Origin of the sequence: Coralliovum pocilloporae (genome assembly GCF_030845175.1) — a bacterium.
Taxonomy (GTDB): Bacteria; Pseudomonadota; Alphaproteobacteria; order Rhizobiales; family Cohaesibacteraceae; genus Coralliovum; species Coralliovum pocilloporae.
In genome coordinates, this window is the sequence record NZ_CP132542.1 from 3,333,514 (window position 1) to 3,348,912 (window position 15,399).

Consider the following 15,399-nt stretch of genomic DNA (forward strand, 5'->3'; position numbering starts at 1 on the left):
TCCGCATGCCCGAAGCGGATCCAAATCCCGAAAAAATCGGGTTCATTCATAAGGGAGAGAGTAATGAAGCTCACCAAACTTGTAGCCGGAACAGCCGTTGCCGCACTGATGGCATCGACTGCAATGGCAGAAGACATGACGATTGTGTCCTGGGGCGGGGCATATTCCAAATCACAGCTGAAGGCTTATCACGAGCCTTACATGGCGAAAAATTCTGGCGTGAACATCATCAATGATGAAAGCTCCGCTGAAGCCGTGGCCAAGTTGCGCGCCATGACAGAAGCTGGCAACGTCACATGGGATGTGGTCGATGTTGTTGCATCTGACGCCATCCGTCTGTGCGATGAAGGCCTGGCGCTTGAAATCAATCCGGACAAGGATCTGGCCAAGGCTCCGGACGGTTCATCCGCTGCGGACGACTTCGGTGATCTGCTTGTTTCATCCTGCTTCATTCCTCAGATCGTTTACTCAACCACATTTGGTTACCGGTCTGACGTTGCAGCATGGAATGGCAAAGAGCCACAGGATGTCTGCGCAGTCTTCGATGTTGAAAACTTCCCGGGCAAGCGTTCCCTTGAGAAGCGCCCGATCAACAACATGGAATGGGCACTGCTCTGTGACGGCGTCGAAAAAGACAAAATCTACGACGTTCTGTCCACAGATGAAGGTGTAGATCGCGCCCTCGCCAAACTCGGCTCCATCAAGGACCATGTCGTATGGTGGTCTGCTGGTGCTGAAACACCACAGCGTCTGGCTGACGGCGAAGTCGTAATCGGCTCCACCTATAACGGTCGTCTGTTTGCTCTCATCGAAGAGCAGAAGCAGCCGGTTAAAATGCTCTGGGACGCACAGGTATTCGACCTTGACGGCTGGATCATCCCGGCTGGTCTGTCTGAAGAGCGCAAGAAGCGTGCACTGGATTACATCCACTTCGCAACCGACACCCAGCGTCTTGCTGACCAGGCCAAGTACATTTCCTATGGCCCGGCCCGTAAGTCGTCTGCACCGCTTGTCGGCAAGCACGCTGACCTCGGCATCGAAATGGCACCACATATGCCAACCGATCCGAACAACTCCAAGAACACCTTCCTCTATAACTACGAGTGGTGGGCGGACAACCGTGACGATCTGGATGCAAAATTCCAGGCTTGGCTGTCCAAGTAAGTCTTGATCAAGACGAGAGAGAAGGGCGGTTTCGCCCTTCTCACCCCAATAAGAAACTCCACCTTACGAGGATCGGATGACAGATACGGCAACGCCTGACGGGCCGATGCTCGCCGCAGATGGCACACCTCTCAAAGCAAGTCTGGCCCGCGCTCTCAGACGAGAAAAGCTGCGCGCCCTTATGCTGATTGCTCCGCTGCTGGTTTTTGTTGCAGTGACCTTTATCGCTCCAATCGGCAATATGCTGGTGCGATCAGTTGATAACTCCATTGTCCCGGAAACTCTGCCGGAAACCGTTGTCGCGATCCAGAAATGGGATCCGCTGTCTGGTGAATTGCCAGATGAATCTGTTTTCGCCGCCATGATTGCTGACCTGAAGGTCGCATCAAAGGCAAAGACGCACACACGCGTCGGCTCCCGGCTGAACTATGAACAGCCAGGCATTGCCAGCCTGTTCCGCAAGACCGGTCGTAGGGTCAAGAAATTTGACGACAGCAACGCAAAGGATCAGTTGCTGAAAGCCGATAAGAAATGGGGCAATATCGAGGTCTGGCAGACCATCCATCGCTTCTCCGGAGAATACACATCCGGCTATTTCCTCGCCGCTGCTGATGCGGAAAAAACAGCGGAAGGTGTCCAGTTCCTCGATGAGGATGATCAGATTTACCTTTATCTGTTTGGCCGGACGCTTTTCCTGTCCATCACGATTACGGTAACCTGCCTTCTGCTCGGCTACCCGATCGCCTGGATTCTGGCCAATCTGCCGCTGAGAACATCCAACCTCTTGATGATTCTGGTCTTATTGCCGTTCTGGACCTCACTGCTCGTGCGGACCTCCGCCTGGATTGTTCTTCTCCAGCAGCAGGGTGTGATCAACAACACACTGGTCTGGCTTGGCGTGCTTGATGATCAGAACCGGCTTGAAATGATGTTTAACCAGACCGGTACGATCATCGCGATGACGCATATTCTGCTGCCATTCATGATCCTGCCGCTCTACTCCGTGATGAAATCGATTCCACCCCATTATGTCCGCGCTGCCAAATCTCTCGGTGCAACGGACTGGGTGGCCTTCTGGAGAGTCTATTTCCCTCAGACCGTACCGGGAATCGGAGCGGGTGCGATCCTCGTATTCATTCTGGCCATCGGCTACTACATCACACCGGAACTGGTTGGCGGAACATCGGGTATCTTTATCTCGAACCGGATTGCCTATCACATTTCCTCATCCCTGAACTGGGGACTGGGCGCAGCACTTGGCTTGATCCTGCTGGTTGCTGTTCTGATCCTCTACGCCGCTTACGACAAGATCGTTGGCATCGATAACGTGAAACTGGGATAGAATCATGTCTGGGCTTCCTCCATATGCATCGACAGGACAGCGCGTCTGGTACTACACGTTCCGTGTTATCTGTGCTTTCCTGTTCATCTTTCTCATCACACCAATCCTGATCATCCTGCCGCTCAGCTTCAATGCGGAAGACTTCTTTACCTTCACGCAGAAGATGCTGACGCTGGATCCGGAGGGGTATTCTCTCAAACACTACAATGACTTCTTCACGAATTCCGACTGGCAGCGTGCCATGTGGAATTCGCTGAAGATTGCGCCTCAGGCTGCTATTTTGTCGACCGTACTCGGCACATTGGCTGCCATTGGCCTCTCGCAAAGCCATGTGCCTTTCAAAGGGCCCATCATGGCCATTCTGATCTCGCCAATGATCGTGCCCCTGATCATCTCTGCGACTGGCATGTTCTTCTTCTACTCATCCATCGGCCTGCAGGGTACGCAGGTGGGCGTGGTTCTCGCCCATGCGGTGCTGGGGACGCCATTTGTGGTGATCACGGTGACGGCAACCCTGGTCGGTTTTGACCGCTCTCTGGTCCGTGCCGCGGCCAATATGGGGGCAGGGCCTGTCAGAACCTTCTTCAAGGTTCAGATGCCGCTGATTCTGCCGGGTGTGATTTCAGGTGGTCTGTTTGCCTTCATCACCTCATTCGATGAAGTGGTGGTGGTGCTGTTTGTCGGTTCTGCCGGCAGCAAGACCCTGCCATGGCAGATGTTTACCGGGCTGCGTGAGCAGATTTCACCAACGATCCTGGCGGTGGCGACCATCATGGTCACCCTGTCCATCATCCTGCTGACCACGCTTGAAGTTCTCAGACGCCGGTCAGAACGCCTCCGCGGGTTATCCCCAAGTTAGGCGATTATCAAAGCACCATTTAAAAGCCGCCGATTTCGGCGGCTTTTTTCGTTTCATAAGCGTCTTGAGTAGCTTACACGGCTATGAAATTGAGATCAGATCTTCCGAGTGGTGGAAAACTATCGATTTCCTGGTTGACGAGACCGGCAGAAGAAACTAAACAAACGCTCACACGGCGCGGGTGCCCTTAGCTCAGCCGGTAGAGCAACTGACTTTTAATCAGTAGGTCGAAGGTTCGAACCCTTCAGGGCACACCATCCCTCCCTTAAAAATTCAAGCACGTTTGGTAATGCGTCAGCGCTCGGCCATATGCTTACCTGCGCTCAACGACGTTTGGGAAATGTCGCCAGAATAACTCCGCCCATCACCAGGCAGATACCAATAGCATGGTAGGTCTCGAAGGTTTCTCCCAGAAACAGAACGGCCATTAAAATGCCGTAGGGCGGCAGCAGATACATAAAAATGCCCGTGGTCGACGGTCCCACCACCTTGACGCCAATCTGGAAGGTCAGAAAGGCGAGAATGGATGATATGGCGACAATGCCAGCCAGCAACAGCCAGGCTGTCCCGTTTGTCGGCAAGGCAGCGGTATAGACCAGCTCCATCGCCATAAATGGTGCAAGGGTGACGAATCCGGCAAGGCAGACTGCCACAAACAGTGGCACGGTCGGAATATTCTGCAGACCATCACGCTTGAGAACAAGCGAGTACAAAGCCCAGGACAAGGCCGTCAGCACAAAAAAGAGGTCTCCTGCATTGAATTGCAGGGCGAGGAGGCGGGCGAACTCTCCATTGAGGACAATATAAAAGACACCCAGCAGCCCAAGGACAATCCCGATGACCTCGCGAACAGATATGGCACGCCCCCGCAAGAGCCAATCCAGCAACAGGATCATCACGGGAGAGGCTGTATAGATCAGGGTACCATTTGTGGCGGTCGTATAGCGCAGGGCGTAGTAGACAATCGCGCCACAGATCCACATACCCAGAAAGCCGCCAAAAAGCAGCCAGGGCCACTGAGCCTTTAGCTGATCCCTGTTTGCCTGAAACCAGGGCCAGGCAAGAGGCAGCAGGACAAGACCGGTTATACCCCATCTGAGCGCGGCCAATGTCCACGGCTCGAAATAGGTGACCGCAACACGACCGAAAATCACATTACTTGAGAAAAACAGCGGCATAAGGACCAGAAGCCCATAGACACGCCAGCCGGACGCGGTGAAAGACATGGAAAACTCGGTGGATCTGAACAAAAGACAGACGGCTAGGAAGCCGCGTTACTCGCTGTCTGTCAACCCGGCTGTTCTGGTGCCCTTCAGAGCCTGGCCATGATAGATGGTGGCCGCACAGGTCAGGCCTTCCTGACGCAGTCGGGCACAGACGGTCGCAGCGGTTACAGCATTGCGGAACGGTCCGGCAAGAAGCCGCAGACTAAGGCGGCTATCTGTATCTTTTAATGCTGCACGAGGGGCAAGGTCCTCAAGCGGCGCCAGTTTCCGTTCAGATAATCGCTTCCACTCGTGCTCAAGAGAGGCCAGAGACGAGAAACCACCCAGATCAACGGCAAACTGTGATCGCCCGGCAATCACATCGTTGTCTGGAAGGTCATTCGTGCCACTTGATGCCCCGGGAATGGATGCCGCATCAACGGTTTCAGGCGGATTGATCGGAAATGGCAGCTCTTTCGAAACAACATCTGCCTGCTCGCCACGGCCGGACGTCGCACGTGGCAACCGGTCTGTTGTTGCGAGGTTATTTGATGTTTCAGCAGTCGGCGTCCTTGAGATCGAACCCGTAACTTCGCCCACAAGAGATTCGAGCCGCGCAATCCGCTGGTTGAGAACCGTATTCTGCTGCCGGAGAGATGCACTTGTCCGTCTGAAGGCTGCGATTTCACGTTTCATCTGTGCCGCCTGCTTCTCAAGTGCTGAAATCACATTTGAGGAATCAGTCGGGATGGACCCGGTCTGGATCGTATCAACAAGACCATCGGGAGGAATCTGGACAACAACCCGCTCGAGCGGAACAGAACGGACAAAGGTCTGATAAGCGCCAAAGGCAGCTACAAGAGAAAGGCCAGCGGCAAGCGTCCATCCGGTCACAACAAAACCAGACAGATTTGCAGGTTGGCTGTCATCCCTGCGTCTGTTTGATTGCGCCATCCTGTTCGCCTTCACACTTTGCGATTCTCATTGAACTTAGAATAGAGAATGCAAAGGCATCTATTAAGGTCCAATTAACGATAAATCGAACTTTTGACGCCCAGTGCATTCTTTTCTGTCATCACCAATATGAAAGGATCACTTGATCTGAAACCGCTTTCGGGCCAATGAAAACCCAGCATCAAGGCCCAACACCATGGCAAGGGAACGCTCTCACATGTCAACCAGCCGCAAAACCCTCGCAATTGTTCTGGCCGCGGGGCAGGGAACCCGGATGCGATCCGAAAAGCCGAAGGTCCTGCATCAGATCGGTCATTTGTCCATGCTGGGCCATGTGCTGAAAGCTCTTTCGGATGCCAGCGTCGACAAGACAGCTGTGGTCATTGGTCATAATGCAGACCTGGTCCGGACGGACATCGCAGCCAATGCACCCGATGTAGATGTGTTTGAACAAACAGAACGGCTGGGGACGGCTCACGCAGTTCTGGCGGCACGCAAGGCGATTGAAGCCTTTGACGGGGACCATATTCTGGTTCTCTACGGCGACACTCCACTGGTTACAGCTGATACACTGCAGGCTATTTCAGACGGGCTTGAGGACGGTTCTGATGTGGTTGTCACCGGCTTCCATACAGACGAGCCCGGCAAGTATGGCCGCTTTATCATGGATGGCGAACGGCTGATGGCGATCCGTGAGGCAAAGGACGCGACAGAGAGCGAACTGGCTATCACCTTCTGTAATGGCGGGTTGAAGGGCTTCACAAGAGAGCATTGTCTTTCCATTCTTGATCGGATCGACAGGAACAACGCGCAAGGTGAGTATTATCTCACCGACGCAGTTGAAATTGCCAACGAGATTGGCCTGTCAGTTTCAGCTGTTCCGATTTCTGAAACAGAAGTGCTCGGCGTCAACGACAGGGCCCAACTGGCCCGTGCTGCTGATCTGTTTCAACAGCGGCGGCGAATGGATGCAATGGTTTCAGGTGTCACACTGGAAGCACCGGAAACGGTCTTTTTTGCCTATGACACACAGCTGGCAATAGATGTAACCGTTGAGCCCAATGTGGTGTTTGGCCCTGGTGTCTCTGTCGGGTCCGGCAGCCAGATCCGGGCTTTTTCCCATCTCGAAGGAACACGCGTCGAGACCGGTGCCGTTATCGGTCCCTATGCTCGTCTGAGACCCGGAACAGTGGTCCATAACGGCGCGAAAATTGGTAATTTTGTTGAGACCAAGAAGACCACGGTCGAACGCGGTGCCAAGATCAACCATCTGTCCTATGTGGGAGATGCCCGCGTGGGAGAGGCTGCCAATATCGGCGCAGGCACCATCACCTGCAACTATGATGGCGTGTCGAAATATCAGACCAATATTCGTGCCGGAGCCTTCATCGGATCGAACTCCGCGCTTGTTGCGCCGGTCACCATAGGCGAGGGCGCTTTTGTGGGCAGCGGCAGTGTCATCACCGATGATGTACCGGACCATGCGCTGGCTCTTGGGCGTGGACGACAGGTCGTCAAACAGCGCTGGGCATCCGCTTTCCGGGCCAAACGCAAGAACTGACTCCTCAGCCTCGGAACAGGGCAGACTGTCATATTCAGAAATCTGATTTGATTCCGAGCTTTCGGCAAAAACGACTAAACAACGTCCGTTGAATAACAGCGTGAAGGATTCTCTGAATGTGCGGCATCGTTGGCATCATCGGTAAGGAACCGGTTGCTCCTCAGCTTGTGGACGCTCTGAAACGGCTGGAGTATCGCGGGTATGATTCCGCAGGCATTGCAGCTCTGACAGATGGAACCATTGATCGCCGCCGCGCTGAAGGAAAGCTTCGGAATCTCGAGGAAACGCTGTACAGAGATCCACTGGAAGGCACAATCGGCATTGGCCATACACGTTGGGCCACCCATGGCGCCCCTACAGTTCACAATGCTCACCCACATATGACGTCTGACGTGGCTGTGGTTCACAATGGCATCATTGAGAACTTCAGTGAGCTCAGAGCTGAGCTGTCGGCAGACGGCCATTCCTTTGAATCCGAGACCGACACCGAGGTGGTTGCTCATCTCCTCAACCGCGAAATATCCAGAGGGCTTGATCCTGTTGAGGCCGTACGCCTGGTTCTGCCAAGGCTGGACGGCGCATTTGCCCTGGCGCTTGTCTTTAAAGGGCATGACAATCTGATGATTGGCGCCCGGCTTGGCAGCCCGCTTGCTGTTGGTCATGGAACGGGTGAAATGTTCCTCGGTTCCGATGCCATCGCTCTGTCACCATTCACCGACCGGGTCACCTATCTTGAAGACGGCGACTGGGTGGTTCTGAGTGCTACTGAATGTCAGATCTATGACATTGACGGACAGGCCGTGGAACGGGCGCTTCAGACTTCGTCTGTATCCTCCCAGATGGTGGACAAAGGCAATCACCGGCACTTCATGCACAAGGAAATTCATGAGCAGCCGGAAGTCATTTCACACACGGTTTCCCATTATCTTGATCTGGCCTCGGGCACCACACGTCTGCCGGCTGACCTGCCGTTTGACTTCAACGCATTGAGCCGGATCACGATTACGGCCTGTGGCACAGCCTATTATGCAGGGCTTGTGGCCAAATACTGGTTCGAACGTTTTGCCAGACTGCCGGTTGAAATCGATGTTGCGTCCGAATTCCGGTATCGCGAACTGCCTCTGCCTGAGAATGGCCTGGCCATCTTTATCTCCCAGTCCGGCGAAACTGCCGATACGCTTGCTTCTCTGCGCTATTGCAAAGAGAACGGTCAGCACACGGCTGCAATCGTCAACGTGCAGGAATCAACAATTGCCCGGGAATCCGATGTGGTTCTGCCAACTTATGCCGGGCCGGAGATCGGCGTTGCCTCGACAAAAGCCTTTACCTGTCAGCTTGGGGCCCTTGCAGCACTGGCCGTGGCTGCCGGTCGCGCACGCGGCAATCTGACTGAAGATGATGAAGCCAAGCTTGTGCGTGCACTGAGTGAATTGCCACGCCTTGCGATCCAGGCACTGAAGCTGGAAGATGAGATTGAGAAGCTGTCACGCTCGCTCACCAACGCGCGGGATGTGCTCTATCTCGGCCGCGGAACCAATTACCCACTGGCTTTGGAAGGCGCTCTGAAACTCAAGGAAATTTCCTATATCCACGCAGAGGGTTATGCCGCTGGCGAGTTGAAACACGGTCCTATCGCGCTGATCGACGAGACAATGCCGGTTGTCGTCATCGCGCCGTTTGATCGCGTGTTTGAGAAAACTGTCTCCAATATGCAGGAAGTGGCCGCCCGTGGTGGCAAGATCATTCTGATCACCGATCAGAAAGGCGCAGAGCAGGCTACAATTGATGCGGTGGAGACTATCATCCTGCCGGATATGCCATCCACAATCGCTCCACTGATCTATGCGATCCCGATCCAGCTGCTCGCCTATCACACTGCGGTTTTCATGGGAACGGATGTGGACCAGCCACGCAACCTGGCGAAGTCTGTCACCGTCGAATAACTGCAGAATCCTGCAGCGAACGTGGTTTTCTCATCATGCAGACAGTCAATGTCGAGTTGAGACCCGACGCGACATACTTTCGACAGGATAGGCTTTAGAACGAGAGATCTGTCTTCCTGTCCAAAGGCCAGCTATCTTTCACCTATGAGATATCTTCTTGTCCTGCCACTCGCGGTTCTGGCTCTTGCCGGTTGTGAAACACGTTCAAAGTCTCCGAAGACGAGCCCGGAGCCTTCATTCTCCTCAACAACGGTTACCTATCCAGCAGGAGCACCAAGGATCGCATCTGACTTCCACAGCCATATCGGCGTCAATGGTGGAAGACGAAAGCAGATCCACCTGGGTATCGATATCAAGGGAAAGGTCGGTCAGAAAATTCTGGCCGCAGCTGATGGTGTTGTTCTGGAAGCATCAACTGAATCCTGTTGGGGTCCAACGATTGCCGTTGATCATGGTACCGGCGTGGATGGCAAGACAATCATCGCGCTCTACGGACATGTGGGAGACGCGCTCGTCAAGGCAGGAGACCGGATCAGGCGCGGCCAGCTCATCGCTAGGCTGTCGGATAACCAGAATGACTATCACTGCATCGGCGGTGCACGCCATCTGCATTTTCAGCTCGGTCAGGAATACAGACGTAAATCAGACAAAGGCACGAACTGGGGCTGGGGTTATTATCTCAAAGGCGGTCCGAAAGACATGCTGAACCCGCACAATTACTGGGCAGACGGTCCCAACAGGGTAACCTGCTTCCGTAAAGGGCAAACCTTCAAGCCGGGCACACTCACATATCCTGTTCCCTGCCTGTAGGCTTCAGGCTGTCGGCCGCGACAGAATAAACGTGGCCGCCCCGGCCATAACCGCAAAAACCACCATCCCCAGCAGAAGAGACGGGCTGACCGTAACCACGAAAATGATGAAGCCCGAGACAATGCCAATTATGGCAATGGTCTTGGCGCGAGAGCCAATTGCACCGTTCTCACGCCATTTCTTCACGGGTGGTCCGAACATCGGATGATTCAACAGCCAGGCCTCAAAACGGGGAGAGGAGCGCGCGAAGCAGGCGGCAGCCAGGAGCAGAAAAGGCGTCGTAGGCAGGACCGGCAGGACAATACCGAGCAACCCTGCTGCGACAGCCAGAAAACCGATACATAAAAAAACGATCCGCATCATTCAGCCTTTATGTCAGACAAAAGCGGCAAAAATCCTTGGGGATTAACTCCGTGGCACAGTTTTATCTCGCCACCAATAGACATTCGAGATAGTGTCGGGCTCCTGATTGAACAAGATCCAATAAGCACTACGTTATCAGAACCGGGTGTAGATCAATCCAGCTGAAAAGTGACGCGTCAACGGCCCATGAGTAAAAACGATACAACAAAAATAGGGTTCAGCACCCGCGTTCGGAACTATTTTCTGACCGGCCTTGTGATTGCCGCCCCCATCTCGATAACTGTCTATCTGACCTGGACTTTCATCCGCTGGGTTGATGACTGGGTAAAGCCATGGCTGCCGCCAATCTATAACCCAGACAATTATCTGCCATTCTCTCTTCCTGGCGTGGGCCTGATAACGGCATTTCTGGGCATAACACTTCTGGGTTTTCTCACAGCCAATCTCGTTGGCCGATCGATTCTCCAGTATGGCGAGATGATGCTCGGACGCATGCCTCTGGTCCGGAATATCTACAGCGCATTGAAGCAGATTTTCGAGACAGTTCTGTCCGAAAGAGGGCAATCTTTCCAGAATGCAGCGCTGATCGAATATCCACGCAGAGGCCTCTGGGCAATTGTTTTCATTTCCACAGAAACAAAAGGCGAGATCCTTGCCAAGGCCAGTGATGGTAATGGAGAGGACTTTGTCAGCGTCTTCCTGCCAACAACGCCGAACCCCACATCCGGCTTTCTGCTGTTTGTACCAGCCAGGGATGTGAAGGTGCTGGATATGTCTGTCGAAGAAGCTGCCAAACTGATCATCTCAGCTGGTCTGGTCAGTCCGGATTACGAGGAAGAGGCAGATTCCGGTGTATTGGACACGCCACCTCATATGGTTTCTGAAAAGGTCAGTATCGGTAACGGCTGACAGCCTTTCATACAGCAGTACGGTTATGGGAGAGGGGAATGGATCGTTTCTCTGATCTGACGCGCCGGATCGCCGGTCGCACCACAAATGCCTGGCATATCTACCACCAGGCCGTTCACCGCCAGATGAAGGGTGAGCGCGTGATCAATCTCGCTGTTGGAGATCCTGATCTCGAAACGCCCGATCTCATAAAGCGCAGCGCAAAAGCCGCGCTTGACGCAGGCTATACGCATTATGAGGAGCCAGCAGGCAACCCGATACTGAGGCAGGCGATTGCGGCCTTTCAGTCAGATTTGAGCGGCCAGAGCCTCGCCGAGGAAAATATTTGCGTCTTCTCCGGTGGGCAAAATGCGCTGTTTGCTGCAGCTCTCTGCCTGTTTGATGCCGGTGATGAAGTTATAGCGCCAGACCCGTGCTATGTAACTTATGAAGGGGTGATCCGGGCCAGCGGCGCACAGATGGTGCAAGTGCCCCTCGATGCTGCAAGCGGCTTTTCCCTCGATATTGCCGCTATGGAAAGTGCGATTACGCCCAAAACCCGTGGACTTCTTGTCAACTTCCCGAACAACCCCACAGGAGCCGGCATTGGCCCTGATGAGGCTCGGGAGCTGGTCGCACTGGCCCGCCGCCATGACCTCTGGATCATCTCCGACGAGGTCTACGCGACAATCCTGTTTGACGGCGATTTCACCAGCCCAACACATGTTGCAGACGGATATGACAAGATTGCCGTGGTCAATTCCATGTCCAAGTCCCATGCCATGACCGGCTGGCGCGTGGGCTGGCTGGCGGGACCAGCCGACCTGATCCTCCATGTGACTGCCTTGTCATCCTGCATGATCTTTGGCTGCGCTTCATTCTCCCAGCAGGCAGCCCTGACGGCTCTGACTGAAGGGCTCGGAGAGATTGAAACGTTCCGGCAGATCTTCAAGGCTCGTCGGGATGCCTTCTGCGATATACTTGAAACCATCCCCGGTCTTGGTGTGTTCCGGCCCGTCGCCGGGATGTTCATCATTCTTGATATCGCTGCATCAGGCCTGTCCCCGACAGATTTCGCCCAGACACTGCTCGACGAGCACGATGTGGCAGTTCTGCCCGGACCTGCCTTCGGCGACAGCCTCTCAACTCATGTGCGTGTCAGCCTGATGGCAGACGAACAAGCCCTGAAGGAATCTGCCCGGAAAATCGGTCTGGTGATGAGTAAAACCAGCGCTTAATCAGTCCTGTTTGCCCGTTCTCCAAAACAACCGGAAGAACCAGAGCGTCAGGGCAGGGTCAGCGACAAGTGCCAGCCACAGATAGGGACCAGTGTCTAAGGTTAGAGCGGCCCATGCTGCGGCTAGTGCCTGCCCGCAGAACCAGGTGGCAAAGCCCAGCAAAAGGGCCCGCTGGAACGCAATATTGCGAAAGGCGCAGATAGTCAGCACCAACAGCGCCGCACTCGCGGAAGCCCCGTAGCGCTTCAGTGTAACGTCAGCGGCATCCTCCGGAGCTATGCCCAGCAGAGATGCAGTCCATTGAGCGGGGAAGAAGCCAAACAGCAAGACCGCAGCCCCAATACCAAAGCCACCAAACAAGAGCGAGTATTTCACAAGCACGACAGAATCCCCTGACGGATAGCCCCTGATAGGCAACACTTAAGGGTGTTCGAAGCGCACCCGTTTGGCAAGCTTGCCCTTAGACGAATATTTCAAGTGAAATGAAATAAAACTAAGGGTAGGAAAATGGCTAAGTTTTCATTAGAAAAATCATGTCAATCGAAATGACTTAGCCGGAATGTAAAAGCCGTATCGTTTCATCCCGGCGGAACAGATAGAGCAACATGCGCAGAGCCTTGCCGCGTTCGCTCTCCAGAGATGGATCCTTCATCAGGATCAGACGCGCATCGTCGCGTGCTGCTTCCATCAGCTCCCCATGGAACTCTGCCAGAGCCATACGAAAACCGGGCATACCCGATTGGCGGATACCAAGAACATCACCCTCACCACGCAATTTCAGATCTTCTTCAGCAATGCGGAAGCCGTCTTCCGTCTCTCGCATCACAGACAGGCGGGCTTGCGAGACCTCGCCAAGAGGCGTCTTGTAGAGCAAAAGACAGGTAGAGGACGCACTGCCGCGCCCCACACGTCCGCGCAGCTGATGGAGCTGGGCCAGGCCAAACCGTTCCGCATGCTCGATCACCATAATCGTCGCATCCGGCACATCAACGCCCACCTCAATCACCGTGGTGGAGACGAGAACGCGAATATCACCGGTCTGGAACCGTCGCATTTCCTCATCTTTCTGTTGCGCCTTCATGCGTCCGTGCACCAGACCAACCTGATCTCCCAGCAGAGGCTGCAGGGCAGCAAAGCGGTCTTCAGCAGACGTCAAATCAATGAGTTCCGATTCCTCCACAAGCGGGCAGACCCAATAGATCTTGGCACCTTCAGCAACAGCACGTGCCACGCGATGCATCACTTCCTCGACCCGGTCCAGCGATACGGTTCGCGTTTCAATAGGCAGACGCCCGGCAGGCTTTTCCATCAGTTTTGACACATCCATATCGCCGAAATAGGTGAGAACCAGCGTCCGTGGAATCGGCGTTGCAGTCATCACCAGAAGGTCAGAATCCTGTCCCTTGTTACTGAGTGCCAACCGCTGATGAACACCGAAACGGTGCTGCTCATCCACCACTGCCAGCCCCAGATCCCTGAACGCCACATCGGACTGGAACACAGCATGTGTCCCGATCAGAATATCAAGCTCACCCTTTTCAAGCTGGTTCAGGATCCTGGTCCGTGCACTGCCTTTTTCACGCCCTGTGAGAACAGCAACCGACAGCCCGGCCGCCTCACAAAGCGGTTCCAGAGATCGCATATGCTGGCGTGCCAGGAGTTCCGTTGGCGCCATCAGGGCAGCCTGTGAACCGCTTTCCACCACAGCAGCCATCGCCATCAGGGCCACCATGGTCTTGCCAGACCCCACATCACCCTGAACCAGCCGGATCATCTTCCTGTCGCTGGCGAGATCGGCTTCAATCTCCTGAATGGTCTCGGACTGACTTCCAGTGAGACTGAAGGGCAGGGCAGCAAGGATCTTGTTCTTGATGTGCCCCTCAAACCGGCGAATCTTGCCACGGGTTACCCGCATGGTCTGCCTGACAAGCCCCAATGCCAACTGGGAGGCCAGATATTCGTCATATGCAAGGCGCTTCCAGGCAGCAGAACCAGGATCAAGGTCGTTCGCATCTTCTGGCCTGTGCAAATGCGCCAGAGCGGCAGCAAACGAAAGCGCCCCATTTCGTTGAAGCCAGGCCTGATCCTGCCACTCCGGGAAGTCCGGCACGCTCTCAAGCGCTGCCCTTATTGCCTTGCCGAGAACCTTGCCTGAAATACCCTTGGTCAACGGATAAACCGGCTCAATCAGGGGAAGCGCGTGAAATTCTTCTTCCGTGACCATGTGATCAGGATGCACCATCTGTGGTGCGCCGTTAAACCACTCCACCCGACTGGACACATACCGCGTCTCCCCGACAGGCAACGAACGTTCCAGCCAGCTCTGCTTTGCATGGAAGAAGACCAGTGTGATTTCGCCCGTCTCATCATGGGCAGAAACCTTGTAGGGAACGCGTGGCAAGTGGCGCGGTGTCGGCTGGTGCCGATCAATCCGCACTTTCAAGGTCACAATGGAATTGTGAGGAGCCTGCGCAATACCTGGCTGCCTGCGCCGGTCCACAAGGCCGGACGGCATATGCAGCATGAGATCAATCAGTGTCGCAGGACCACTTGCTTCCTGACCCAGCAGGAGCTTCGACAGGGTCAGTTCAATCTTGGGACCAACCCCCTGCAGCACCGAGATCGGTCGAAACAGATCATTCAACAGGTCCGGGCGCATGGGCTAATCCTTGATTGTCGTGATCAAATAACCGATCGGGTGCTGACAGCGGCGCGTATCATGCGTATATCTTCGCCCGACCAAATCAGTTGAGATTGATCCGAGAGTCATACAATGTTCGGCACCACACGCTCAAGCGACGGTTTGGATGATCGTCGCAAACGTATTCTCTACAGGGCCTGGCACAGAGGCACCCGCGAAATGGATCTGTTCCTGGGTCGCTTCGCGGATGTGGCGCTGGAAGCCATGACCGATGAAGAACTGGATGTGTTCGAGACATTGATGAATGCGGCAGATCAGGATCTCACCACATGGGTAACGGGCAAGAACCCGATCCCGCCGACTTATGATACGCCGCTGTTTCATCGCATTCTGGATTTTGCCAAGGCCAATCCCGTAACGGACTGATTGAC

The 15,399-nt window shown here is 54.5% G+C and carries 14 protein-coding genes and 1 tRNA gene; 10 read left to right on the top strand and 5 right to left on the bottom strand.

What is annotated here, in order from left to right:
* Positions 1 to 63: 63 nt before the first annotated feature.
* From RA157_RS15100 to RA157_RS15115, 4 genes are all read left to right on the top strand, one after another.
* On the top strand, positions 64 to 1,164 hold the full coding sequence (locus RA157_RS15100) for an extracellular solute-binding protein (protein ID WP_350333954.1): 1,101 nt from the start codon (positions 64 to 66) through the stop codon (positions 1,162 to 1,164).
* Positions 1,165 to 1,240: 76 nt separating this feature from the next.
* A complete protein-coding gene (locus RA157_RS15105) occupies positions 1,241 to 2,506 on the top strand; it encodes an ABC transporter permease (RefSeq protein ID WP_350333955.1) in 1,266 nt (421 codons plus the stop codon).
* 4 nt (positions 2,507 to 2,510) lie between these two features.
* Positions 2,511 to 3,365: an ABC transporter permease gene (locus RA157_RS15110; RefSeq protein ID WP_350333956.1), complete on the top strand. Its 855-nt coding sequence runs from the start codon at positions 2,511 to 2,513 to the stop codon at positions 3,363 to 3,365.
* A 181-nt stretch (positions 3,366 to 3,546) separates the two neighbouring features.
* Positions 3,547 to 3,622, top strand: a tRNA-Lys gene (locus tag RA157_RS15115).
* Positions 3,623 to 3,688: 66 nt separating this feature from the next.
* Here the strand turns inward: RA157_RS15115 and RA157_RS15120 are convergent.
* Both RA157_RS15120 and RA157_RS15125 read right to left on the bottom strand, forming a co-directional pair.
* A complete protein-coding gene (locus RA157_RS15120) occupies positions 3,689 to 4,591 on the bottom strand; it encodes a DMT family transporter (RefSeq protein WP_350333957.1) in 903 nt (300 codons plus the stop codon).
* A gap of 48 nt (positions 4,592 to 4,639) precedes the next feature.
* Positions 4,640 to 5,524 (bottom strand): SPOR domain-containing protein, encoded by an 885-nt coding sequence (locus RA157_RS15125; protein ID WP_350333958.1) that lies wholly within the window; start codon positions 5,522 to 5,524, stop codon positions 4,640 to 4,642.
* A 217-nt stretch (positions 5,525 to 5,741) separates the two neighbouring features.
* Between RA157_RS15125 and glmU the strand changes: the two genes are divergently transcribed.
* The 3 genes from glmU (at position 5,742) to RA157_RS15140 (ending at position 9,838) form a co-directional block, all read left to right on the top strand.
* Complete coding sequence (gene glmU / locus RA157_RS15130) at positions 5,742 to 7,085, top strand: bifunctional UDP-N-acetylglucosamine diphosphorylase/glucosamine-1-phosphate N-acetyltransferase GlmU (RefSeq protein WP_350333959.1); 1,344 nt, start codon at positions 5,742 to 5,744, stop codon at positions 7,083 to 7,085.
* Between the two features lie 116 nt (positions 7,086 to 7,201).
* Complete coding sequence (glmS, locus tag RA157_RS15135; protein WP_350333960.1) at positions 7,202 to 9,028, top strand: glutamine--fructose-6-phosphate transaminase (isomerizing); 1,827 nt, start codon at positions 7,202 to 7,204, stop codon at positions 9,026 to 9,028.
* Between the two features lie 144 nt (positions 9,029 to 9,172).
* Positions 9,173 to 9,838, top strand: coding sequence for a M23 family metallopeptidase (locus RA157_RS15140; RefSeq protein WP_350333961.1), 666 nt, complete (start codon positions 9,173 to 9,175; stop codon positions 9,836 to 9,838).
* A gap of 3 nt (positions 9,839 to 9,841) precedes the next feature.
* On the opposite strand, the gene RA157_RS15145 is transcribed toward RA157_RS15140, so the two are convergent.
* Complete coding sequence (locus RA157_RS15145; protein ID WP_350336218.1) at positions 9,842 to 10,198, bottom strand: YbaN family protein; 357 nt, start codon at positions 10,196 to 10,198, stop codon at positions 9,842 to 9,844.
* Between the two features lie 189 nt (positions 10,199 to 10,387).
* On the opposite strand from RA157_RS15145, the gene RA157_RS15150 reads away from it, so the two are divergent.
* Together RA157_RS15150 and RA157_RS15155 are read left to right on the top strand one after the other, a co-directional pair.
* Positions 10,388 to 11,110 carry a DUF502 domain-containing protein gene (locus RA157_RS15150; RefSeq protein ID WP_350333962.1) on the top strand — a complete coding sequence of 241 codons (723 nt, stop codon included), beginning with the start codon at positions 10,388 to 10,390 and terminating at the stop codon, positions 11,108 to 11,110.
* A 38-nt stretch (positions 11,111 to 11,148) separates the two neighbouring features.
* On the top strand, positions 11,149 to 12,327 hold the full coding sequence (locus RA157_RS15155) for a pyridoxal phosphate-dependent aminotransferase (protein WP_350333963.1): 1,179 nt from the start codon (positions 11,149 to 11,151) through the stop codon (positions 12,325 to 12,327).
* Here RA157_RS15155 and RA157_RS15160 read toward each other — a convergent pair whose 3' ends face one another.
* Complete coding sequence (locus RA157_RS15160) at positions 12,328 to 12,708, bottom strand: hypothetical protein (RefSeq protein WP_350333964.1); 381 nt, start codon at positions 12,706 to 12,708, stop codon at positions 12,328 to 12,330.
* A gap of 169 nt (positions 12,709 to 12,877) precedes the next feature.
* Positions 12,878 to 14,986: an ATP-dependent DNA helicase RecG gene (recG, locus tag RA157_RS15165; protein WP_350333965.1), complete on the bottom strand. Its 2,109-nt coding sequence runs from the start codon at positions 14,984 to 14,986 to the stop codon at positions 12,878 to 12,880.
* 114 nt (positions 14,987 to 15,100) lie between these two features.
* On the opposite strand from recG, the gene RA157_RS15170 reads away from it, so the two are divergent.
* On the top strand, positions 15,101 to 15,394 hold the full coding sequence (locus RA157_RS15170) for an FAD assembly factor SdhE (protein WP_350333966.1): 294 nt from the start codon (positions 15,101 to 15,103) through the stop codon (positions 15,392 to 15,394).
* Positions 15,395 to 15,399 lie beyond the last annotated feature (5 nt).